The organism is Amycolatopsis sp. NPDC054798 (genome assembly GCF_053611505.1).
In genome coordinates, this window is record NZ_JBSHAM010000017.1 from 100678 (window position 1) to 121011 (window position 20334).

The 20334-nt window shown below is 70.0% G+C and carries 23 protein-coding genes; 9 read left to right on the plus strand and 14 right to left on the minus strand.

Features of this window, described 5'->3' with window-relative positions; genetic code table 11:
- Positions 1 to 47 precede the first annotated feature (47 nt).
- A complete protein-coding gene (locus ACWGIC_RS13670; protein ID WP_452076226.1) occupies positions 48 to 500 on the plus strand; it encodes a MarR family winged helix-turn-helix transcriptional regulator in 453 nt (150 codons plus the stop codon).
- A 59-nt stretch (positions 501 to 559) separates the two neighbouring features.
- Here the strand turns inward: ACWGIC_RS13670 and aspS are convergent, their stop codons facing one another.
- On the minus strand, positions 560 to 1804 hold the full coding sequence (aspS, locus tag ACWGIC_RS13675) for an aspartate--tRNA(Asn) ligase (protein WP_452076227.1): 1245 nt from the start codon (positions 1802 to 1804) through the stop codon (positions 560 to 562).
- A 289-nt stretch (positions 1805 to 2093) separates the two neighbouring features.
- Positions 2094 to 3242 carry a xylose isomerase gene (xylA, locus tag ACWGIC_RS13680; protein ID WP_452076228.1) on the minus strand — a complete coding sequence of 383 codons (1149 nt, stop codon included), beginning with the start codon at positions 3240 to 3242 and terminating at the stop codon, positions 2094 to 2096.
- A gap of 79 nt (positions 3243 to 3321) precedes the next feature.
- Between xylA and ACWGIC_RS13685 the strand changes: the two genes are divergently transcribed.
- Positions 3322 to 4455, plus strand: coding sequence for an ROK family protein (locus ACWGIC_RS13685; RefSeq protein ID WP_452076229.1), 1134 nt, complete (start codon positions 3322 to 3324; stop codon positions 4453 to 4455).
- Here ACWGIC_RS13685 and ACWGIC_RS13690 read toward each other — a convergent pair.
- Complete coding sequence (locus ACWGIC_RS13690; protein ID WP_452076230.1) at positions 4452 to 5174, minus strand: dienelactone hydrolase family protein; 723 nt, start codon at positions 5172 to 5174, stop codon at positions 4452 to 4454. The two genes, ACWGIC_RS13685 and ACWGIC_RS13690, sit on opposite strands and share 4 nt — an antisense overlap.
- Positions 5175 to 5310: 136 nt before the next feature.
- Between ACWGIC_RS13690 and ACWGIC_RS13695 the strand changes: the two genes are divergently transcribed.
- Complete coding sequence (locus ACWGIC_RS13695; RefSeq protein WP_452076231.1) at positions 5311 to 6531, plus strand: alkaline phosphatase; 1221 nt, start codon at positions 5311 to 5313, stop codon at positions 6529 to 6531.
- 41 nt (positions 6532 to 6572) lie between these two features.
- Here ACWGIC_RS13695 and ACWGIC_RS13700 read toward each other — a convergent pair whose 3' ends face one another.
- Genes ACWGIC_RS13700 through ACWGIC_RS13710 form a run of 3 tightly spaced genes read right to left on the minus strand, consistent with a single transcriptional unit; the run spans position 6573 to position 8004 of the window.
- Positions 6573 to 7202: a dihydrofolate reductase family protein gene (locus ACWGIC_RS13700; protein WP_452076232.1), complete on the minus strand. Its 630-nt coding sequence runs from the start codon at positions 7200 to 7202 to the stop codon at positions 6573 to 6575.
- Positions 7202 to 7672: an SRPBCC domain-containing protein gene (locus ACWGIC_RS13705; protein WP_452076233.1), complete on the minus strand. Its 471-nt coding sequence runs from the start codon at positions 7670 to 7672 to the stop codon at positions 7202 to 7204. Before ACWGIC_RS13705 ends, ACWGIC_RS13700 begins: the two co-directional genes overlap by 1 nt.
- The gene (locus tag ACWGIC_RS13710) at positions 7669 to 8004 is read right to left on the minus strand and encodes an ArsR/SmtB family transcription factor (protein ID WP_452076234.1); all 336 of its coding nucleotides are present in this window, start codon (positions 8002 to 8004) and stop codon (positions 7669 to 7671) included. The genes ACWGIC_RS13705 and ACWGIC_RS13710 overlap by 4 nt, the downstream gene beginning before the upstream one ends.
- A gap of 283 nt (positions 8005 to 8287) precedes the next feature.
- On the opposite strand from ACWGIC_RS13710, the gene ACWGIC_RS13715 reads away from it, so the two are divergent.
- Positions 8288 to 9742: an amidohydrolase gene (locus tag ACWGIC_RS13715; RefSeq protein ID WP_452076235.1), complete on the plus strand. Its 1455-nt coding sequence runs from the start codon at positions 8288 to 8290 to the stop codon at positions 9740 to 9742.
- A 10-nt stretch (positions 9743 to 9752) separates the two neighbouring features.
- Here the strand turns inward: ACWGIC_RS13715 and ACWGIC_RS13720 are convergent, their stop codons facing one another.
- On the minus strand, positions 9753 to 10517 hold the full coding sequence (locus tag ACWGIC_RS13720; RefSeq protein ID WP_452076236.1) for an SDR family oxidoreductase: 765 nt from the start codon (positions 10515 to 10517) through the stop codon (positions 9753 to 9755).
- A 101-nt stretch (positions 10518 to 10618) separates the two neighbouring features.
- Between ACWGIC_RS13720 and ACWGIC_RS13725 the strand changes: the two genes are divergently transcribed.
- Positions 10619 to 11458: a helix-turn-helix transcriptional regulator gene (locus ACWGIC_RS13725; protein ID WP_452076237.1), complete on the plus strand. Its 840-nt coding sequence runs from the start codon at positions 10619 to 10621 to the stop codon at positions 11456 to 11458.
- Here ACWGIC_RS13725 and ACWGIC_RS13730 read toward each other — a convergent pair.
- From ACWGIC_RS13730 to ACWGIC_RS13755, 6 genes are all read right to left on the minus strand, one after another.
- The gene (locus ACWGIC_RS13730; protein ID WP_452076238.1) at positions 11455 to 12249 is read right to left on the minus strand and encodes a hypothetical protein; all 795 of its coding nucleotides are present in this window, start codon (positions 12247 to 12249) and stop codon (positions 11455 to 11457) included. The two genes, ACWGIC_RS13725 and ACWGIC_RS13730, sit on opposite strands and share 4 nt — an antisense overlap.
- A gap of 141 nt (positions 12250 to 12390) precedes the next feature.
- Positions 12391 to 12939, minus strand: a complete 549-nt coding sequence (locus ACWGIC_RS13735; protein WP_452076239.1) for a phosphoribosyltransferase family protein — start codon at positions 12937 to 12939, stop codon at positions 12391 to 12393.
- A gap of 40 nt (positions 12940 to 12979) precedes the next feature.
- Positions 12980 to 13849, minus strand: coding sequence for an SAM-dependent methyltransferase (locus ACWGIC_RS13740; RefSeq protein ID WP_452076240.1), 870 nt, complete (start codon positions 13847 to 13849; stop codon positions 12980 to 12982).
- A gap of 31 nt (positions 13850 to 13880) precedes the next feature.
- Positions 13881 to 14759: a helix-turn-helix domain-containing protein gene (locus ACWGIC_RS13745; protein WP_452076241.1), complete on the minus strand. Its 879-nt coding sequence runs from the start codon at positions 14757 to 14759 to the stop codon at positions 13881 to 13883.
- Between the two features lie 155 nt (positions 14760 to 14914).
- Positions 14915 to 15199 carry a DUF397 domain-containing protein gene (locus ACWGIC_RS13750; RefSeq protein WP_452076242.1) on the minus strand — a complete coding sequence of 95 codons (285 nt, stop codon included), beginning with the start codon at positions 15197 to 15199 and terminating at the stop codon, positions 14915 to 14917.
- A 1112-nt stretch (positions 15200 to 16311) separates the two neighbouring features.
- The gene (locus ACWGIC_RS13755) at positions 16312 to 16590 is read right to left on the minus strand and encodes a hypothetical protein (protein ID WP_452076243.1); all 279 of its coding nucleotides are present in this window, start codon (positions 16588 to 16590) and stop codon (positions 16312 to 16314) included.
- Positions 16591 to 17124: 534 nt separating this feature from the next.
- Between ACWGIC_RS13755 and ACWGIC_RS13760 the strand changes: the two genes are divergently transcribed.
- The 4 genes from ACWGIC_RS13760 (at position 17125) to ACWGIC_RS13775 (ending at position 19617) form a co-directional block, all read left to right on the plus strand.
- Positions 17125 to 17751: a maleylpyruvate isomerase family mycothiol-dependent enzyme gene (locus tag ACWGIC_RS13760; protein ID WP_452076244.1), complete on the plus strand. Its 627-nt coding sequence runs from the start codon at positions 17125 to 17127 to the stop codon at positions 17749 to 17751.
- Between the two features lie 404 nt (positions 17752 to 18155).
- Positions 18156 to 18386: a zinc finger protein gene (locus ACWGIC_RS13765; RefSeq protein ID WP_452076245.1), complete on the plus strand. Its 231-nt coding sequence runs from the start codon at positions 18156 to 18158 to the stop codon at positions 18384 to 18386.
- A gap of 172 nt (positions 18387 to 18558) precedes the next feature.
- Positions 18559 to 19032, plus strand: coding sequence for a hypothetical protein (locus tag ACWGIC_RS13770; protein ID WP_452076246.1), 474 nt, complete (start codon positions 18559 to 18561; stop codon positions 19030 to 19032).
- Positions 19033 to 19131: 99 nt separating this feature from the next.
- The gene (locus ACWGIC_RS13775; protein ID WP_452076247.1) at positions 19132 to 19617 is read left to right on the plus strand and encodes a DUF2127 domain-containing protein; all 486 of its coding nucleotides are present in this window, start codon (positions 19132 to 19134) and stop codon (positions 19615 to 19617) included.
- A gap of 6 nt (positions 19618 to 19623) precedes the next feature.
- Here the strand turns inward: ACWGIC_RS13775 and ACWGIC_RS13780 are convergent, their stop codons facing one another.
- Positions 19624 to 20325 carry a PP2C family protein-serine/threonine phosphatase gene (locus tag ACWGIC_RS13780; RefSeq protein WP_452076248.1) on the minus strand — a complete coding sequence of 234 codons (702 nt, stop codon included), beginning with the start codon at positions 20323 to 20325 and terminating at the stop codon, positions 19624 to 19626.
- Between the last annotated feature and the right edge of the window lie 9 nt (positions 20326 to 20334).

Genomic DNA, 20334 nt, shown 5'->3' on the forward strand with positions numbered 1-20334 from the left:
GGGGCCGCGGCCGCCCGCGAACCCGGGCCGCTCGGAGGAGGTGCACCATGTCGGTGTCGGACGACGCCGTCGAGGCGCGCGCGCAGGGCTGGCGGACGCTGGCGGCGCTGCACGCGCGGATCGAGGACCGGCTGAACCGCGCGCTGGAAAGCGAGCACGAGCTGTCGGTGAGCGAGTACACGGTGCTCGACGTGCTCGGCCGCCAGGACGGCTTCCACCTGCGGATGAGCCAGCTGGCGAACGCCGTGGTGCTGAGCCAGTCGGCGACGACCCGGCTGGTCACGCGGCTGGAGGAGCGCGGCTTGCTGTCGCGGTACCTGTGCCAGGACGACCGCCGCGGCATCTACACCGAGGTCACCGCTTCCGGGCAGAAGCTGCTGGCCGCCGCCCGCCCGACGCACGACGCGGCGCTTTCCGCCGCGCTCGCCGAGGCGGAGGAGCTTCCGGAGCTGGCTCCGCTGGTGACCGCGCTGGGGTCGCTCACCTTCGCCGCCAAGTGACGTTCCGTGAAGGGCTCCTTGAAGGAATCTGATTCCCTCAAGGAGCCCTTCACGGACTTTCAGGGCCGCAGGCGATGCAGGTCCCGGGGAAAGAGCGTCGCCCCGCGCACGTTGGCCACGCCGAGCACCCGGGCGACCCAGCGCTCCAGCCCGATCGCGAACCCGCCGTGCGGCGGCATCCCGTACGCGAACGCGTCGAGGTAGTCCGAGTACTGCCCGGCTTCCTCGCCGAGCACTGCCAGGTAGTCCGCGTACCGGTGGAGCCGCTGGCCGCCGGTGACCAGTTCCAGGCCGCGGAACAGCAGGTCGAAACTGTTCGAGCGGGCCGGGACCGCCGGGTCCGGATGGGTGTAGAACGGCCGTTTCGCCATCGGGTATCCGGTCACGAACAGGAATTCCGATCCGTGCTCGCGCTCGGCCCACTCGCACAGCCACCGTTCGTGCGCGGGCGCGAGGTCCGGTTCGCCGCGCGGGTCCTCGCCGGTGTGCCGGGCCAGAAGTTCTTGTGCCGCGGCGAAATCGATCGACGGAATCTCCTCCGGCACGAACGGTGCGTCCGGACCGGCCGCGGCAGCCATCCCGGCCACGACGTCGCGCAGCACTGCCATCACGTCGCGGTGGTCGGCGATGAAGCCCAGTTCCGCGTCGAGACTCGTGTACTGGGCCAGATGCCGTGCGGTGTCGTGGGGTTCGGCGCGGAAAACGGGTCCTGCTTCGTAAACCCGCTCGAACACCCCGACCATGGCCTGTTTGAAAAACTGCGGCGACTGGGCCAGACAAGCCGGGCGGCCGAAGTAGTCGAGCCGGAACACATTCGCCCCGGATTCCGTCGCGTTGGCAACGATCTTCGGCGTATGAATCTCGGTGAACCCCTGGCTGTCCAGCACTCGCCGAAACGCCGCGACACTGGCCGCGGCCAGCTCGAATCTCCGACGCAGCACGGGATGCCGCAACGCGACCGCCGCGTTGTCCAGCACCACCGGCAAACCAGCCGCCACCTCCGGCCGGTACAAATCGAACGGCGGACGTTTTTCGGGCGCGGACAACACTTCCACCGCGGGTTCCCGCAGCTCGACCCCTTGCGGCGCTTGGGGATTAGCGACCACTTTTCCGGTGAGCCGCACAACGGTTTCCTCGGCAGCCTCCGGCGGCTCGGCGAAAACCGCCTGCGCCGTTCCGGAACGGTCGCGAACGACCAGAAACGCCACGGATTTCAGCACTCGCCGGCGGTGCACCCAGCCGGCGATCGTTACGGTGGAGCCCACGGCTTCACGCAGGCAGGCCACCGGGGTGCGGGTACTCATTCCTTCTCCTGAGCGCACTCGGCGACCCCTTGGGGGTGCGGGCGAGAAGGGACACTCGCGGTGCCACCGCACCTTCGCCGCCGGAGGGGCGGCCTCGTTCTGGCCGGATGACGGCGGCCGGGCCGGCGGGGCATTTCCTCCCCGCACTCGGGAGTGTCTTCGCGCAGGGCCGCGACGCTGCCTTCTCACCGGCGGCAGCTCTCTGTCCCTCGCCGTGCCCTGCGCTACTCGTCTCCGTCAACGTGTTGCCCGCAACGGTAAAACACCGCCGCCGCCCGCGTCGCCTGATTTACCGGACGCCCAGCAGATGCTCCAGGGCCAGCTGGTTGAGCCGGGTGAAGTGGTACCCGCGCCGTCCGGCAGCCTCGACGTCGAACTCGTCGGCAGCCAGGTCGTCCAGCGTTTCGCCCTCCGACAGCGTCGGCGTGGCCAGCTCCGGCACCCGCGAAGCGGCGAGCGCTTCGGCGACCTCCGGATCGGCGCGGAACGCGCGGGCTTTCTCGCGCAGGATCAGGTAAGTGCGCATGTTCGCCGCCGCGGAAACCCAGACGTCCTCGGGATCCTCGGTGCGCAGCGGTTTGTAGTCGAAGTGCCGCGGGCCGTCGTAGCCGCCGTGCTCGAGGAGGTCGACGAGGAAGAACGCGCTGGTGAGATCGCCGTGGCCGAAGATCAGGTCCTGGTCGTACTTCGGGCCGTGCTGGCCGTTGAGGTCGAGGTGGAACAGCTTGCCCTGCCACAGCGCCTGCGCGACGCCGTGCACGAAGTTCAGCCCGGCCATCTGCTCGTGCCCGACCTCCGGGTTGAGCCCGAACAGCTCGGGCCGTTCCAGCTGCGAGATGAACCCGAGCGCGTGGCCGATCGTCGGCAGGAGGATGTCGCCGCGCGGTTCGTTGGGCTTCGGCTCCAGCGCGAACCGGAGGTCGTAGCCCTGCGAAACGGCGTAGTCGGCGAGGACGTCGAGACCTTCCTTGTACCGGGCGAGTGCGGCCCGGACGTCTTTCGCCGCATCGGATTCCGCGCCTTCGCGGCCGCCCCACAGAACGTAGGTCTGCGCGCCGAGTTCCGCGGCGAGGTCGAGATTGCGCCGGACCTTGGTGAGCGCGTAACGCCGGATGTCGCGGTCGTTGCTGGTCAGGCCGCCGTCCTTGAAAACCGGGTGGCTGAACAGGTTCGTCGTCGCCATCGGCACGCGCAGGCCGGTCTCCGCCAGTGCCCGCTTGAACTTGGCGATCGCGGTGTCGCGGTCCGGTTCGGTGGCGAGGAGGTCGTCGTCGTGGAAGGTGACGCCGTACGCGCCGAGGTCGGCCAGCCGGTGCACGCTCTCGACCGGGTCGAGCGGCGGGCGGGTGGCGACGCCGAACGGGTCGGCGGCGGGCCAGCCGACGGTCCACAGTCCGAACGAAAATTTGTCCTCCGGCGCGGGGGCGTAGTCGGCCATGCCCGTCCCTTCATTTAGTTCACGTTGTAGACTAAATACTGCGCTACGGTCGTCCCGGCCGTCAAGAGCGGAGGTCCGCATGGAACCGGTCCGGCACGACGCGATGCGTGCGCGGAACCTCGAACTGGTGCTCGGCGAGATCAGCCGGGGCGATCCGCTGACCCGTGCCGCGCTGGCGGAGCGGACCGGGCTGACCAAGTCGACCGTGTCCACTTTGGTCGGCTCGCTGCTGGACGCGGGCTTCCTGGCCGAGACCGCTGCGGTGCGAGCCGGGGAACGCGGCCGCCCTGGCGTCGAGGTTTCGCTGAGCGGTGCACGGATGGCGTCGCTGGGCCTTGAGGCCAATGTGGACTACCTCGCCGCGTGCGTCCTCGACTTGACCGGAACGGTCCGCCGCTCCACCCGAATCGACCGCGACAACCGCGAGGTGCCAGCGGAAACTGTCCTGAAGGCGGTGCGGGAGCTGGCTTCCGCTGAGCTGAAGGAAGCGCGCGAGCTGGGTTTGACGGTCGCTGGCGCGGTGCTGGCGGTGTCCGGTCCGGTGCGGGACGGCGTGGTGCTGAGCGCGCCGAACCTCGGCTGGCGGAACGTGCCTGTTTCGCTGGAACTGCCGATCCCGGTTTCGGTGGACAACGAGGCGAATCTCGGTGCGCTGGGCGAGCTGTGGTTCGGTGCCGGGGCGGCGGATTTCCTTTACGTGTCAGGCGAGATCGGCATCGGCGCGGGACTGGTCGTGGACTCGCGGTTGTTCCGCGGCACCGGTGGCGAACTGGGGCACGTGCTGGTTTCCCCGTCCGGTCCGCCTTGCCGTTGCGGCGCGGACGGCTGCCTGGAGACCTACGCCGGGCAGGAAGCGATGCTGGCCGCGGCCGGAGTATCCACAGTGGACGCTCTGTCCGCCGCGCTGACCGCGGGCGACGACGCGGCGTTGTCGGCCGTTTCGGCGGCGGGGGAGGCGCTGGGATTGGCGCTGGCGTCGGCGGTCAACCTGGTGGATGTGGACCGGGTCGTGCTCGGCGGGGTGTTCGGGCCGTTGTTTCCGTGGCTGGCTCCCGCCGCGGAGGCGGTGCTGCGGGCACGGTTGACCGGCCTGCGCGGTTCAGTGCCGGTGCTGAGCCCGTCCGCGCTCGGCGATTCCGCGGCGACGCTGGGGGCGGCGGGTCGCACCATCCACGGCGTTTTGGCTGATCCCGGGCCGTTCCTCGCCCGTTAGCCCAGGTTTTCGGCGAGCAGGGCCACGACGTCGCGCCAGGCCCGCTCGGCGTGCCGCGCGTGATAGCCGACGCCGGGGAGAACTCTCTGCTCGTGGTCGACCGGCGGGTGGTGGAACGCGTGCAGGGCGCCGCCGTAGACCGTGAGACGCCAATCGACGCCCGCCTCCTGCATTTCGGCGGCGAACGCGTCCCGTTGCGCCGGCGGCATGATCGGGTCCTCGGAACCGACGCCCGCCCACACCGGGCAGCGGATGTTCGCGGCCTCGCCCGGCCGTCCGGTGACCAGACCGTTGATCGTGCCGATCGCGCGCAGGTCGACGCCCGCGCGGCCGAGTTCCAGCACGACCGCGCCGCCGGTGCCGTAGCCGATCCCGGCGATCCGAGAGGGGTCGGTCCGCGGTTCGGCGAGCAGTACGTCGAGCGCCGCGTGGCCGATGTCGCGCAGCCGATCGGGGTCGTCGAGCAAAGGCAGGCAGCGGGCCAGCATCTCGTCGGGATCGGTGAACCAGCGGCCGCCGTGGATGTCGAAGGCCAGCGCGACGTAGCCCAGTTCGGCCAGTGCGTCGGCCCGTGCGCGCTGAAAGTCGTTGAGGCCGGTGCCTTCGGGGCCGATCAGCACCGCGGGCCTGCGGTCGGCGCCTGCCGGGAGCGCGAGGTGTCCGACCATGGTGAGGCCGTCGGCCGGGTATTCGACGGCGCGCGTCGTGACGGTCTCCATGGGAACGGACTGTAGTGAGCGCCGAGTCCCCGCGGGGAGCTGTTCACCGTCGGCGGACACGGCCATTCAGGTGACCCCCTCGCGGTGGCTCCCGGAAACGTGTTAGGAAAGCTTCCTAACTAAAGGGAGGATCCCGATGCGCAAGACGATGGTGCTCACCGCGGCCGTGCTCGCGGTGGCCGGAGCGGTGCCCGCGGTCGCGATGGCGGGAGACAGCCCGGCCGCGGACGCCGGGCATCCGAAGGCGCGCAACATCGTCTACATCCAGGGCGACGGCATGGGCGCGGCGCAGCGGGAGTTCGTCCGGCTCGCGACGACCGGCCGCGCGGGCGACCTCGTGATGAACCGGCTCCCGGTGACCGGAATGGTGCACACCGATCCGGACGACCCGGAGGCGCTCGTCACCGACTCGGCCGCGGCGGCGACCGCGCTGGCCACCGGGCACAAAACCCGCAACGGCGCGGTCGGGCAGGACGCGCGCGGCCGTCGGCTGCTGACCGTGCTCGAGCAGGCGAAACGCGCGGGCAAGTCGACCGGCCTGGTCACTACGGCGCAGGTCACCGGTGCGTCGCCGGCCGCGTTCGCGTCCCACGTTCCTTCGCGTGATCTGCAGAGCGACATCGCCAAGCAGTACATCACCGAAAGCCGTCCCGAAGTCCTCCTCGGCGGCGGCGAGGACTGGTGGCTGCCGAAGGGCGACCCCGGCGCGTGGCCGGACAAGCCGGGCGAGGAAAGCCGCAGCACGCACGGAAATCTCATCGAGCAGGCGAAGCGTTCCGGCTACACCTACGTCCGCAACGCCAGCGAACTCGCCGCGACCCGTGCGCCGCGGCTGCTCGGGCTGTTCGCCAACGAGGACATGGTCGACTACGGCCCGGACGGCAAAGGCGCGTACCAGCCGAAGGTCGCCCTGCCGGTGATGGCGAAGAAGGCGCTCGACACGCTTTCCGCCAACCCGCGCGGCTTCTTCCTGTTCCTGGAAGAAGAAGGCATCGACGGAATGTCCCACGAAAACAACGCGCACGGCGTCCTCGACGCGGGCCGGGCGCTCGACGCCGCCGTCGCCGAGGTGCTTCGCTTCACCCGCTCCCACCCGGACACCCTGGTGATCATCGGCGGCGACCACGAGACCGGCGGGCTGGCCATCGAGGACACCGACGGCGCCCCCGAAGGCGACGAGGACGGCCCGTTTCCCGTCCCTGGCACCAAACTTTCGCTGACCGTCGACTGGACGACCGGCGATCACAGCGGCGTGCCGACCCCGGTCACCGCGACCGGGCCCGGCTCGGACCGGCTCGGCGGGACGCTGGACAACACCGACGTCTACCGCGCGATGGTTTCCGCCGCCCGCCTGTGAACCTGGTGAGTGGCGATCCCGGTTCTAACCGGAATCGCCACTCACGAGGCCAAATTCGTCACGCCGTCGTAATCACCGACCGCGGCCTCTCCCGTGACGTCGTACTCCAGCAGCACCAGCCCGCTGGGCGTGGCCTCGTGCCGGACGAGCCGCAATCCGGTCGCCCACACCGGATGCGGGAACTGCAGACGTCCCGCCCCGAGCACCGTCGGCGTCACGACCAACCGGACCGTGTCCACGACGCCTGCGGACAGCAGAGTATTGCCGAGCCGGGCGCTGCCGTGAATCTGCAGCTCCCGGCCCGGCCGCGACTTCAGCTCGCGCACCGCCGTCGCGGGGTCGCCGCGCAAGACGGTGGTCGGCTCCCAGCTTCCGGTGTCGATCGTGTTCGACACGACGTACTTCGGCAGCGAGTTCATCCGCTCGGCGAACGGATCGTCCGGATCCGTGACGGCGGGCCAGTCCCGGGCGAACGAGGTGTAGGTGCGGCGGCCGAACAGCAGGCCGTCGGCCAGCTCCAGCCACTCCGAGGCACGCTGGACGAAGGTCTGGTCGAGATGCGGGACGAACCAGCCGCCGCGCGAGAAGCCGCCACTGGTGTCCTCTGTGGACGATCCGGGTCCTTGGCTGACGCCGTCGAGGGTGACGAACGCCGTGAGCGCTATCCGCATCAGGACGCGCTTTCCGCGATCCGGGCGAGCTGGGCGGTGACCGTGCCCCATCCGTCCGCGAACCCGAGGTCGGCGTGCCGTCCCTTCGCCGCCGGGTCTCCGTGCCGGACGAGGACGCGATAGTCCGTGCCGTCCGGATGATCGCGAAGGACGATCTCGGCTGTCATCGCGACCGGCTGCGGCTTCGCGGGCCGCCAAGCACTGTCGAGCGCATTCGTGAAAACGATCCGCTCGCGCTCCTCCACGACGAGGAAACACGCGTCGAGATGCGGGACGAATTCCTGGCCGTCCTCGCTCATCCGCGTGACGAACGCACCCCCAGCGCGCACGTCCAACGCGTCGACGCGGCACCGCATCGGCTCGGGAATCCACCACCGCGCGAGGCTGGCCGGGTCGGTCCAGGCGTCCCAGACGCGCTCGCGGGACGCGCGGATGACGCGGTCGAGGGAAAGATCGAGGTCGGGGTTCACTGCTGGTCCTCCTGGCTGGTGACGAACTGCTCGAGCCGGTCGGTGCGCCCGGCCCAGACGCGCCGCTGCTCGGCGAGCCAGTCCTCGACGAGCGCGAACCGCTCGCGGTTCAGTTCGCACGTCCGCACCCGCCCGGACTTCACGGTGCGGATCAGCCCGTGCGCTTCGAGCATCCGCACGTGCTTCATGAAGGAGGGCAACGTCATCGGAGCCTCGCCCGCGAGATCCCCGACGCTCGCCGGCCCCTGCCCGAGCCGCCGCACGACGGCCCGCCGGGTCGGATCGGCGAGGGCGGCGAACACCCCGTCGAGGACGGTCGAATACTGAGCCATAAGGCTAAGTATCACGGCGGCGGACAGTTAGCGCAAGGGCTAAGTGTCGAACCTGGGGAGCAACCGGAGGCCCGGTGATCCGCGAGGAAACCCGCGGTTCAGCGGAAAGAAGTGGCAACCGAGGGAGTCGAACCCTGCGCGGCTTGTGAAGGCGGCGCTCCTGACCGGCCCTGACCCTTCGGCGGGCGACGGCTGCCTGGTCTTGAGATACCCGTTTCAACGCCCGCCCCCACCCCCGGATTCCCGCTTCACCCGAACGGGGGCGGGCTGGCAGGCTGGGCGCATGGACGATCTTCTCCTCCGCCGCGTCCGGGTCGGGTTGCGGGGGCCGCTCGCCGACGTCCGGGTGCGCGACGGTGCCGTGTCGGCTGTCGAGGAGCCCGGGGCCGGGTCCGGGTTCGCCGCGCGGGTGCTCGACGGGCATGGCGGGACGTTGCTGCCCGGGCTGGTCGACGCGCACGCGCATCTCGTGCAATGGGCCGGTTTCCGCAGGCGCATCCCGCTGGACGGCGCGCGATCCGCGGTGGGCGCGGTCGAGTTGCTGATGGAAAAGCTGCTCGACGCTCCGGCGCGGGAACTCGTCGTCGGAGTCGGGTTCCGGGACGGGCTGTGGCCCGATCGGCCGCACAAGGATCTGCTGCAGCGCGCGCTGCCGGGCCGCGCGGTGGCGTTGTTCAGCGCGGATCTGCACACGTTGTGGCTCAGCCCGGCCGCGTTGAAGCTGATCGGCCGCGAGCATCCGACCGGCGTTCTGCTGGAGAACGACTGCATGAGCGCCACGGCCGCGTTGCCGTCCGCTCCGGTCGAGGTCCAGGACGGCTGGGTCGCGGACGCGCTGGCCGCCGCGGCGAAGCGGGGCGTGACATCGGTGGTCGACTACGAATACGCCGACACGGTCGCGGATTGGACTCGCCGGGCGGCGGAAACGAGGCCCGCGGCCCGGGTTTCCTGTGTCATCGCCAGGCATTTGCTGGACGAGACTATCCAAAGAGGACACCGGACCGGCGACGTTTTGCCAGCGGGCGAAGGGTTGCTCACGGTCGGCCCGTTCAAGCTGTTCGTCGACGGCTCGCTCAACACGCGCACGGCTTACTGCCACGAGCCGTATCCGGGCTCCGGCGAGAAAGGGTTGCTGGAGCTGCCGCCGGAGGAACTGGTGCCGTTGCTGCGCCGCGCGCACGAGCACGGCTTGACTCCGGCGGTGCACGCGATCGGCGACCACGCCAACACCATCGCGCTGGACGCGTTCGCCGAGGTCGGCTGCCCGGGCCGGATCGAGCACGCGCAGCTGCTGCGGCCCGAGGACGTGCCGAGGTTCGCCGCGCTCGGGCTGGTCGCGAGTGTGCAGCCCGCGCACCAGCCCGACGACCGCGACGTCGCCGACCGGCATTGGCACGGCCGCACCGACCGCGCGTACGCCTACCGCGCCCTGCTGGAATCCGGTGCCCGGCTGGAACTCGGCTCGGACGCGCCGGTCGCGCCGCTCGACCCGTGGGACGGGATCGCCGCCGCGGTCGGCCGGACCGACGACGAGCGGCCGCCGTGGCATCCGGAGCAGGCCATTCCGCTCGCGGACGCGCTGGCGGCGTCCTCCGGCGGCCGCCGCGGCGTCCAGGTCGGCGACGTGGCCGATCTGGTGCTCACGGCGGCCGACCCGAGTGGACTGTCCGCAAAGGAACTCCGGGAAATGCCGGTGTCCGCGACGATCGTGGCGGGGCGGCCGACGTACCTGGCGTAGCGGCCGGGATTCACTTGCCGTGCGGGTCCGCGGCGTTCAGCGCCGCCACCACCTGGTGGTAGTCGCCGCGGGCCTCGCCGTGCCGGAGGAATTTGACGTTCTCGACCTGGATCTCGGCGGCGTCCGGCTGCGTTTCGAGCAACGTCATGACCTCGCTGACGAAGGCGTCCAGCGGCATCGCGAACTCGCTTTCCTCCTGGCCGGGCAGGAGCGCGGTGCGCACGGACGGCGGCACCAGTTCGGTGACCCGCACCGAGGTGTCGGCCAGTTGCAGGCGCAGCGATTCGCTGAGCAGGTGGATGGCGGCCTTGGACGCGTTGTAGCTCGGCGTGGCCTTCAGCGGCGCGAAAGCGAGGCCGGACGAAACGGTGAGGATGGTGGCGTCCGGACGGGTCTGCAGGTGCTCGACGAAGGCGGCGATGAGCCGGATCGGGCCGAGGACGTTGGTGGTCACGGTCGCTTCCGCGCTGTCCAAAAAGGACTCCGGACGGTGCCAGTCCTCGACGCGCATGATGCCCGCCATCGGCACGAGCACGTTGAGGTCGGGGTGCTTCGCGAGCACCTCCTTCGCCGCGGCTTCGATGCTCGCCGGGTCGGCGGTGTCGATCTGCACGGTGTCGAGACCGGGGTTCTCGGCGGCGATCCGCGCGAGCAGTTCGGTGCGCCGCCCGCCGACGATGACTTTGTTGCCCTTCGCCTGCAGCTCGCGGGCGAGGGCGAGGCCGATGCCGCTGGTCGAGCCGGGGATGAAGACGGTGTTTCCGGTGATGTTCATGCCACTGAGTCTCGGCCGGCGGCAGCGGCGGCGGCAGAGACCGCGTATCGGGGGATCGGCGATCCCTGGCTGACGCGCCGGGCCGAGCCGATACTGGACTCATGGATCGAGCTGAACTGGCTGTCTTCCTGCGCAGCCGCCGCGAGGGATTGCGGCCCGAGGACGTCGGGCTGCCCGCTGGCGCGCGACGGCGGACGGCCGGGCTGCGGCGCGAGGAGGTCGCGGCGCTGGCGGCGATGTCCACCGACTATTACACGCGGCTGGAGCAGCAACGCGGACCTCAGCCGAGCGAACAGATGCTGGCCGCGCTGGCCAGGGCTTTGCGGCTGACCGACGACGAGCGCGACTACCTTTTCCACCTCGCTGGCCGCAACGCACCGTCGCCGGTCGTCGCCGCGACGCACGTCGCGCCAGCGCTGATGCGAGTGCTCGACCGGCTGTCGGACACGCCCGCGCTCATCCTCTCGAACCTCGGCGAAGTGCTGGTGCAGAACCGGTTCGCCGAGGCGTTGTACGGCGACCGCTCCCAGTACACCGGGCTGGCGCGCAGCGAGATCTACCGCTGGTTCACCAACCCCGACGAGCGGCTGGTCTACCCCGAGCACGACCGGGACCGGCAGAGCCGCGCGCTGGTGGCGAACCTGCGGGTGGTGCACGGGTCGATGGGCCCGCGTTCGCGCGCGGGCGAACTGGTGCGCGCGCTGACTCGGGAGAGCCCGGAGTTCGCGCGGTTGTGGGACGAACATCAAGTGGCCAAACGGTTCGAGGACCACAAGGTGCTGGTGCATCCGCAGCTGGGTGAGATCGAGGTGGACTGCCAGGTGCTGTTCACCGAGGACCAGTCGCAGGCGTTGCTGGTGCTGACCGCGCCGCCGCGCAGCGAGGCGTTCGAGAAGATCCAGCTGCTCGGCGTGCTGGGGAACGAGCAGTTCGCCGGTTAGTTCGTGAGTGGTTGTTCCGGCTGTCCGGGAATCAGGCCGGGGTCCGCCGCATGGGGCCGGAGCCAGCCGTAGTGTTCGGGCAGACCCCGCAGCCGCCACTGGCTCCCGCCGTAACCGGGGTACACCCAGGGGCTGTCCTCGCCTCGATCGAGACGGTCGTATGCGATCAGAGCGTCCCTGGCTGTTTTGCACGTCGGGTGTGCTTGGCTGAACCGCGCGACCGCGGTCTTGGTCTTCACGCCAAGCGTCCATTCGCGCACCGGCGCCGAGGGATCGTCAGTGTGCCACCACGTGAACCAGTCGTCCTCGCCCCACAACAGGTCCGTCGCCCAGTAGCACGCGAGGCGGACGACACCGCCCCGTGCGGCTGGGCCGGTGGCGGCGTCAACGCGCGCCAGCCATGGCCGCAAGTCGTCGTATACGCAGGCCAGACCGCCCAGCAGCTTCACGAGATCGTGGGAAGGCCAATGCTCCAGCGCGTCCGCCAACGCGGCGGCCAACGCGTCCTCGACGACGCGACGTTCGTCCTCCGGCCACCTTGCCAGGCCGGCGTAGCTCGGGCCGAAGACCCGCAACGTCAGAGCCGGATCGACCTCTCGGTCCCGCACCAGCGAGATCAGCCGGGGCGCGAACCGACGGCAGAGGAATTGCCATTGCTCGCCGGACCAATGGTCTGCGGCTTCGGATGCGAGGGAAATGACGAGGCGGTCAGGTACGGGCGCGGCAACGTCGGCGAGGATGACCAGGTCCTGCTCGGAGTAGCAGAGCAGGCAACCGTCGGACAGATCCACGGCCTCATCATGGCAGGTGACGATCCTTTGGTGCCAACCGTCGCTCGCGCACTGACGGCACACGCGGCCGGGAGCTGCAGTTCATGCCGGAGCCGGTCGCTCGACATCCTGGGCCAGCCGGGCGGCGGCGCGGTCCGGTGCTCAGAAGTCGCGGGCGTGCAGGAGGGAGCGCACGCGGAGTTGCCGGCGGGGTTCGTGGCGGCGGAGCCCGTCAACGATCACCGCGACTCCGATCCACGTCGCCCCGGCGTCGGCGACCAGGGCTTGCGCGGCGAAGGCTTGGCCGCCGGTGTCGATCCAGTCGTCCACCAGCAACGCGCGGTCGCCCGCTCGCAGCAGGCGGCGGCTGAAGCCCAGCCGGAGGTGGCGGTCCTGGTAATCCGGCGGCGAGGTGCGCTGGAGCCAACGGTCGGAATCGCAGGCGGGGTACCGGTTTTTGCGCACCTCGACGAAGCCCGCGCCGAGTGCCACCGCGACCAGCGGGCCGAGCAGAGACCCGCGGGATTCAGGCCCCAGCACGACATTCGGCTGTTCGCCGGCGAACAGTTCAGCGAGTGCCGGACCCAGCTCGCGCAGCAGTTCCGGCGTACGCCACCAGCCCGTCGGGTCGGGGAAGCGGTGGCGGTCCGGCCCGTCCCCGAGCAAGACGGTGGCTTCGCGGATCCGGTCCGCCACAGTGCTCGTGCGCATGCGTCAATGGTCGCAACGACGCCTGCGCGGAGCGAACGATTTACGGTTTCCGCGCCGCTCCTGCCAGGATCACCGAATGCGCCGGCGTCAGGAAGTCCACCTGCGGCGCTCCCTCGCCGGATTCCTCCGGATGCCACGACGGCGTCCAGGTGAGTCCCGGTTCCAGCATCTCGAACGATCCGAACAGCGCCTGGATCTCCTCGCGCGAACGCCAGATCACCGGGCTGCTCGACCGGTCGTAGAGCTGTTTCAGCTCGACCAGCCCGGCGTCCACGTCGGAGGGGACGCCCTGGTCGGTGATGTGCGAGATCGCGAGGAACGAACCGGGGGCGAGGAGATCGCGATACTGCGCGACGATCGACGGGCCGAGGTCCTCGGTGCCGCCGCTGTCCTCGGCGGGCGGCTGCTGGACGTGCAGCACCGCGATCAGCAGCAACGCGAGCGGTTGCTCGACGTCGATCACGCCGGTGGCGGCGATCTGGTCCCACAGCCGTTTCGGGTCGCGCATGTCGGCGTGGATCACCGCGTGCCGGTCGAGGTCGCCCGCCTCGCGCAGCAGGGTTTCCGAATGCGCGACGGCGACCGGCTCGTAGTCGACGTAGCAGACGCGGCTTTCGCCCGGCGCGAGTTCGTCGGCGACCTGGTGCGCGTGGCCCATGGTCGGCACGCCGGAGCCGATGTCGACGAACTGCCGCACGCCCTTTTTCACCAGATGCCGCACGAGCCGGTGCAGGAACAGCCGGTTGGCCTTCGCGATCGGGCGGATCAGCGGGAACTCGCGGATCACCTCGTCGGCGAACTCCCGGTCGATCGTCCAGTTCGTGGTGCCGCCGAGGTAGTAGTCGTAGACTCGCGCGACGCTCGGGCGGTCGAGGTCGACCCCGGGAGGCGGGAAGGGTTCGTCGGCCACCGGTGGCTGTTCCTTTCGTTCGGGACTTCGGTCAGCGGACGGGCGGCGCGCACCGGCTCGCCCATTCCTTCAGGTACTGCAGGGACCCGTCGCGCGACAGCGTGGCGGCGAGCTGGGCTTCCCAGGACTCCTCGTAGGAGGCGAACTCGTCCTGGCCCTGTGCCACGGTGATCAGCTTGACCTTGCTTTCCTGGTAAGCGAAATCGGGAAGGTCGGGCTGGGCGAAGCGCAGGATGGTGAAATCCTCGTCCGGGTAGGCGGCCGCGTCGCGCGGGAGGATCCGGACCTCGGCGAAGGGATGCGTTTCGACGATCCGGATCATGTGCTCGAGCTGATCGGTGGCGAGGCTGTTCTTGCTGCCGTAGACGAGTTTCTCGATGCAGCTGTACTCCATCATGAAGATCGCCCGCGGACCCGGGCAGGCGTCGAAAAGCCGTTGCCGCGCCTTGCGTTCGGCGACCCGGTCGGTGACCCGTTCCTGGCGGCTGGCCTGGAACTGGGCGAGCATGTAGTACTCCGATTGGAGCAGCCCCGGGATGCGGTTCCCGGTCCAGCTGAGGATTTCCGCCGCGGCCTGTTCCCGCTCCAGGATCTCGCGGAACCACTGCGGCGTGATCATCCGGCGCTCGGCGCGGCGCGCGGAAGGATCGTTGGCCTGGTTGAGTTCCCGCAGCTGATCGGCTTCGGCGGGCGGGATGTCCAGCACCTCGACGATCCGCTCGAGGTCCTCGGGCCGGGTGCCCGCCTTGCCGGATTCGATTTTCTGGATCTTGGGCTGCTTGCAGCCGATCCCCTCGGCGAGGTCGACCTGGGTCAGCCCGCGTGCGGTGCGCCACTTGAGGATCCGGGATCCCAGCCGGGAACGCTGGGTCCGCAGGGAGGGCGGCGGTTGCCGGATCGGGGAGGTCACCAGGGGCTCCGTCATTTCGTCCAGGGGCCGATGTGAGAGAACTACCGATGATAATGCGCCGGCCCGGCACGGTGCTCGCCGGGTCGGCGCCTTTTTCGCAAGGTTCGCTGGGCCGGACGGCGGTTTCGGCGGGCCGGGTTCGCCGTCGTGCCCGATCAGCCGTCGAATTCCCCGCGCCGCACGGCGGAGACGAAGTCCGCCCACTCGCCCCGGTCGAAGACGAGCACGGGGGAGCTGTCGATCTTGCTGTCGCGCACCCCGACGAGCCCGTCCGCGGCCAGGTTGACCTCGACGCAGTTGCCGGAGTTCGGCCCGCAGGCGGAGGGTTTTTGCCAGGCGTGGTCAGGGAAACGCGAGCCCGGCCCCGCGGCCGGGACGCGGTGCGCCGGAGCGGGGCTCCGATGCGCGTGCTGGTGCTCGTGCGGGTCGTAGGCGTCCACTGCAACCCCTCGTTTTCGGTCGGTGAATGGAATATTCCGCGATGCACGGAATGTGGTCGGAATATTCCTGAGGGTAGTGGGCTGGTGGATCAATGGCGGCGTGCTCCGGGGATTTCACCTGAATGGACACTTCTCGTGCATTGGATAGTGCTTGCGCACGTGCAATTCGGGAATTGTTGTGCGGATTTCGTTGCGGTGGTGGTTGGAGGTTGCTCTTTTCGTGGTTTTTCGGGGGTGTGGACGGGGTTGGGGTGTCTGCGGTTGATAACACCTGTTGAGCGGTTGATCGACTGGGCTGGTTGGTGCTGTTTCGGTTGCGCTGCTTGCGATCCGGCTTCCTGGTGGGGAGTGCGGGGCGGGTCGCGGAGGTGTGTCGGCTGGGTCGCGGTGGGGTGGTGTGTGGGCTCGGCGGGCGCGGGTTACGGCGGGGCGTTGCGGGGCTGGGTGCCGGGGGATGCTCAGCCGAGCAGAGCCCGGTTCCAGGTTCGCCAGGCGATCCGGGCGGCGACGGGTTGGCTGAACTTAGCCTTTGGCGGCACCGAGATTCGGCCGTAGAGGGGCAGAGTCAAGTCTGGCCGGACGGACGGGCAGAGCCGAACGGGCGAGCTGGGCTGTGCAGCGATGGAGTGGGCTAGCCGAGCGGAGCTAAGCTGCGCGGTGAACGAGTTAGACGGGCAGGCTGAACGGGTCAGCGCAGCACAAGGCCGGGCCAAGCCGGGCGAGTCGCGCCAAACGCGGCCAGCTGGCAAGTCGAGGGCCCAGGTCGCGGTCCGAGCGGATCATTGCGAGACCAAGCGGGATCAGGTGCTCCGAGTACGGTCAGCTGAGCGAGCCGGGCGGCTAGGCGAAACCGAGCAGCCGGGCCAGGCTGAAGCGGGCCCGAGCGGACAAGCCACGCGAGCCGCACCCGCGTCATGCCGATGCGACGGCGGTCTCCGGCTCTGGCCATGCCGCCCCGCCGTCGCCGCGGTTCTGGCCAGGCGCTGAGCAGCACCAGGCCCACCTCGGAACAGCAACCCTCGTCTCCCGGTGCCCGGCCCTGCCCGGCCGGGCACCGGGAGCGCAGAACGCGGGCGGCCGTGAGCCGCCGCCGGCGTCCGCTTCGAGGGTGGTCAGGCGTCCCGGTGTTTGCGGAGCACCGCACCGGTGACGTGCACGAGAGCCGCCCCGGCCGCGGTCGCGAGGCCGGCCAGGACTCCGGCGGTCGCGAAGACGATCGCGGTCGCGCCGACGAGCAAAGTCAGCAGGAACGCGATCAGCTGCCACGGCCGGGTCCCGCCGTCCGGCTGCCGCGCGGCCAGTTCGACCGACGTCCGCGCGGTCTTCCACGACGGGTATGCCGGGCGCGTGCTCGGCCGCGGCGACGGCACGGCAGGCGCTGGTTGCGGCATGCCCGGCTCGTGAAAAGTCACGGTCACCCGGCCGGGGCGTTGACTTACGGCTACGGCATACGGTCTGTCGTCGCCGGTGTCCGATTTATGCGTCCGACGGCTTGCCTGGCCTGCATTTTCCGAGCCAGGAACGGTCATTGCGCATCCTTTCTTGTCCGCCGGAAAAGTGCCGGAACACAGTTCCCAGCCCGCCCCCGAGGGGAACTGGTTCCGGCGGCCGCGGCGGGCGTCCGGGGAATGGAATATTCCACCCCTTTAACCCCTCCTGCCTGCGGCAATGCCATCTTTGCACGCTCCCCGCCGATCGCGCTAACCCGGGGTGGAAAATTCTTCGCCGAACCCGTCCGTCCTGGTGTTTCCGGAACGGGTATTCACGATCTGTCAGACCATTCCGGACGTTATCAATGCACACATCTTCGACCCGATCGGGTGAATGTGTGCAGTGGGCCACTTTGGGGTTCCCCTTCTTGATCAACCCGGCGAACGCGACCGGGCCGCTGCTACGGTGAGTGTCTGCCGCAGACGGGGGAGGGCATGGACGTACGGACGCTGGCTCGCGAGGAGCGCGCTGACTTCGCGGACTTTCTGGAGACGCTCGCGCCGGAGCAATGGGACCAGCCGACGCTCTGTGCCGGCTGGGACGTGCGCTCGGTCGTCGCGCACGTCGTGAGCTACGACGAACTCAGCGGGCCCCAGCTGACGCAGCGGCTCGTCCGCGCGAGGCTGTCGCTGAAACGGGCCAACGAGATCGGGCTCGCCGAATACCGGGTGCGCACGCCCGAAGACCTGATCGGCGTCCTGCGGCGGCACCCGCAGCCGGGCCGGATCCTGGGCAAGTTCGGCGGGATGATCGGGTTTCTCGACGGCCTGATCCATCAGCAGGACATCCGCCGCCCGCTCGGGCTGCCGCGGACCATCCCGGCGGTGCGCTTGCGCCGGGCGCTGGACCTGTCGCTGCGCGCGCCCCCGATCGGAGTGTCGCGCCGGCTGACCGGTTTGCGCGCGGTCGCGACCGACCTGGACTGGACGTCCGGCAACGGCATCGAAGTCCGCGGCCCGGCGGAGGCTCTGCTGCTCGCACTGGCCGGCCGTCGCGCGGCGGCGGACGACCTCACCGGTCCTGGCCTCGACGTGCTGATCAGCCGCACCACCGTGGCGTGATCCGGGTGGCGATTCTGACCACTGTCGTGTGACAACCCTCGCGCGGGGGTTGCGTATGCGCTTGGCGACAGCAGTCATAGCGGCGACCGCACTCCCGGAAGCGAGGTGATGCCCGCGGACGCCCGCCGCTCTTCCCCCTCGCGGCGCCCGTGACTGCTGCCGCGCCTCGCATCGCTCAGGCGGCACGGGCGCCGTAACGACCGCGGCGGCGTCCGCCCTCCGGGGGTGTCACCATCTGGTGACGCCTAACTCGGCGGTAACCCGCGCGCCAACCCCGGTGCTCGCAGAAATTGCTTGCGGCTGCGGGAAAAACCCGGCTCCGATGATCACCCGGACCGGGGGCTTGCGTTACCCGTCGGCGACATCCCGAATGGGACTCCAAGCACCACAAGGGGAGGAGTCCGGTGTTCAGATGGCAGCAGGCGGAAGGAAAACGGCACGCACTGGACGGGCCGTTCGCGCCGAGACCCGGGGAAACCTTCATCGCGCTGTGCGGAGCGGAGGTCACGGTCGCCCGCCGCGACGTGCCGCAGCTCGGCGGCCACTGGTTCGACCCGACGTGCGCCGAATGCGCGGAGGAATGGCTCCGTCAGGAGGGACAGTCCCGCCCGGGCAACGAACGGTGCCCGGCGTGAGCGAGGCGGTGACGGTCTTGCGCGCGCGGAACGCGGTGGCCACGGGTTCGACGAGCGGGGCGCTGGCACCGGGGTCGGCAGCATCGAGGCCGGGAGCGACGCGAAGGTACGCAGGCATCCGGCGCACGAACGGCGCGGCACGCCGCCTCCCGGCACTCACGGGGCACGGCGCATGACCGGACGCTGGAGCAGACTGCCGGATCGCCGCAGTTCGGCGGTAGGGCTCACCGGCCCCGAACTGGTCACCTGGGTCCGGGACCTGCAAGCCACCCTGGCACTGGATCTCGCCTTCCTGACCCGCGCGCTCGACGAGCGATGCCCGCGGCCGGACGCGGTGCAGGATCTCGGCGAGCGGCTTCTCGACCTCGGCCGTGCGCTGGTCCGGCGGGCCGACCATCTCAACGAGGTCGTCCTGGCGAGCCTGCCCGCGCACGGGTGGCTGCCGCAGGCGGGCGCGCCGGACAACGCGGTCCGGCTGGCGCATCAGGTCGGACGTCGTCCGCTTCGCTGCGGGCCGGTGTATCTCGGGTTGTGCGGGGCGGCGTGTTTCCCGGCGTTCGGGCAGGATCCGCACGATCACACGAAACGGTACGAGCGATGCGCGGAATGCCAGAGCAAAGGAGGTGCCGCGATGCTCCGTGAATGACGGAAAGGCGGAACACCGCAGCGGTGCGCAAACCGGATCAGCTGCCGGAAACCGGCCGTCGGCCCAGCAGGCCCCGGCCTTTTCCGGTTTCCTGTACCGATGAGCGAGGAGACCTCCACCCGTTCCACCGAGCGGCTGTTCCGGATCGCGATCACGCTGAAGGGCCTCGACGGGGCCCTTCAGCTGATCGGTGCGCTGATCCTGGCGTTCATCCCCGCGTCAGTCGTCACGGGGTTCGTGAACGCGGTCATCACCCGCGACCTCCTTGGCGACCCCTCCGGCACGCTCGCACGGCATCTGGAAACCGCTGCCGAGCATTTCGCCGGAGGGGGCACCAAGACGTTCGCCGTCGCGTACCTCCTGGCGCACGGGTTGCTCAAGCTCGGCCTCGTGTGGGCGCTCGCCCGCAAGTGGGTGCGCGCCTATCCGGTCGCGATGCTCGTGCTCGCCGCGTTCGTCGTGTACGAGATCTACCGGGCTTTCGAAACGCACTCCATCGCGCTGCCGTTCTTCGCCGCGCTCGACGCGGTGATCATCGTGCTCGTCTACCGCGAGTACCGGAACCTCAAACGCGAGCACGCCTGACCTCGCTCAGGCGGCAGCCGGAAACTTCTCGGTGACCATCGCGGCCACGTCCGGGGCTTCCACGAACAGCGCCGTCGCGTTGTCCCGGCCGCCCAAGGCGATCGCGGTCGCGACCAAAGCGGACGCGCCGCGCGCGGGGTCGGCCAGGATTTCGTCGATGGTGGCGGGCGTCAGGACCTTGTGCACTCCGTCGCTGGTGAGCAGGAGACCGCCGCTCGGCGCTTCCGTCGTGCCGATCTCCTCCGGCTTCGTCGTGCGGACGCTCGTGGTCACCAGATGCTCCATCCGCGGCGAATACGGCTGGTGCCGCGACCGGAAGTACTCCGCCATCGTGTGGTCCTGCGTGAGTTTGTGGATCATCGACCCGTCCCACGAGTACGCCCGCGCGTCGCCGACCCACGCGATCCGGTACCCGCCGGCGAACGGCATCGCGACCACCAGCACCGCGTCCCCGGTGCCGCCCAGCCGGTGCACTGCTTGCTGTGCGGCCAGAATCGCCTTCACCGGGCCGGATTCGACCGGGGTGCGCGCGGCGGCCGCGGCGGCGACCTGGGCGGCCCGCCCGGCGCCGGGGTCGTCCCCGACGCCGTCGGCGAGCGCGAAGGTGATTCCGCGAGCCCCGGAGGCCGCGTAGGCGCTCACCGCGTCGGCGTTGCGCTCGCGCGGGCCCTGCTCGCTCGCGGTGTGCCAGCGTGGATATCCGGCCATCGTGACCTC

Bases quoted from the DNA above. Each gene is read 5' to 3' on its own strand.
- ACWGIC_RS13770 (WP_452076246.1), top strand. From the start codon at position 18,559: ATGACCGGACGCTGGAGCAGACTGCCGGATCGCCGCAGTTCGGCGGTA.
- ACWGIC_RS13700 (WP_452076232.1), bottom strand. From the start codon at position 7,202: ATGCGGATAGCGCTCACGGCGTTCGTCACCCTCGACGGCGTCAGCCAA.
- ACWGIC_RS13720 (WP_452076236.1), bottom strand. From the start codon at position 10,517: ATGAACATCACCGGAAACACCGTCTTCATCCCCGGCTCGACCAGCGGC.
- ACWGIC_RS13715 (WP_452076235.1), top strand. From the start codon at position 8,288: ATGGACGATCTTCTCCTCCGCCGCGTCCGGGTCGGGTTGCGGGGGCCG.
- ACWGIC_RS13780 (WP_452076248.1), bottom strand. From the start codon at position 20,325: ATGGCCGGATATCCACGCTGGCACACCGCGAGCGAGCAGGGCCCGCGC.
- ACWGIC_RS13695 (WP_452076231.1), top strand. From the start codon at position 5,311: ATGCGCAAGACGATGGTGCTCACCGCGGCCGTGCTCGCGGTGGCCGGA.
- ACWGIC_RS13690 (WP_452076230.1), bottom strand. From the start codon at position 5,174: ATGGAGACCGTCACGACGCGCGCCGTCGAATACCCGGCCGACGGCCTC.
- xylA (WP_452076228.1), bottom strand. From the start codon at position 3,242: ATGGCCGACTACGCCCCCGCGCCGGAGGACAAATTTTCGTTCGGACTG.
- ACWGIC_RS13670 (WP_452076226.1), top strand. From the start codon at position 48: ATGTCGGTGTCGGACGACGCCGTCGAGGCGCGCGCGCAGGGCTGGCGG.
- ACWGIC_RS13755 (WP_452076243.1), bottom strand. From the start codon at position 16,590: ATGCCGCAACCAGCGCCTGCCGTGCCGTCGCCGCGGCCGAGCACGCGC.
- ACWGIC_RS13760 (WP_452076244.1), top strand. From the start codon at position 17,125: ATGGACGTACGGACGCTGGCTCGCGAGGAGCGCGCTGACTTCGCGGAC.
- ACWGIC_RS13735 (WP_452076239.1), bottom strand. From the start codon at position 12,939: ATGCGCACGAGCACTGTGGCGGACCGGATCCGCGAAGCCACCGTCTTG.
- ACWGIC_RS13775 (WP_452076247.1), top strand. From the start codon at position 19,132: ATGAGCGAGGAGACCTCCACCCGTTCCACCGAGCGGCTGTTCCGGATC.
- ACWGIC_RS13725 (WP_452076237.1), top strand. From the start codon at position 10,619: ATGGATCGAGCTGAACTGGCTGTCTTCCTGCGCAGCCGCCGCGAGGGA.
- aspS (WP_452076227.1), bottom strand. From the start codon at position 1,804: ATGAGTACCCGCACCCCGGTGGCCTGCCTGCGTGAAGCCGTGGGCTCC.
- ACWGIC_RS13710 (WP_452076234.1), bottom strand. From the start codon at position 8,004: ATGGCTCAGTATTCGACCGTCCTCGACGGGGTGTTCGCCGCCCTCGCC.
- ACWGIC_RS13685 (WP_452076229.1), top strand. From the start codon at position 3,322: ATGGAACCGGTCCGGCACGACGCGATGCGTGCGCGGAACCTCGAACTG.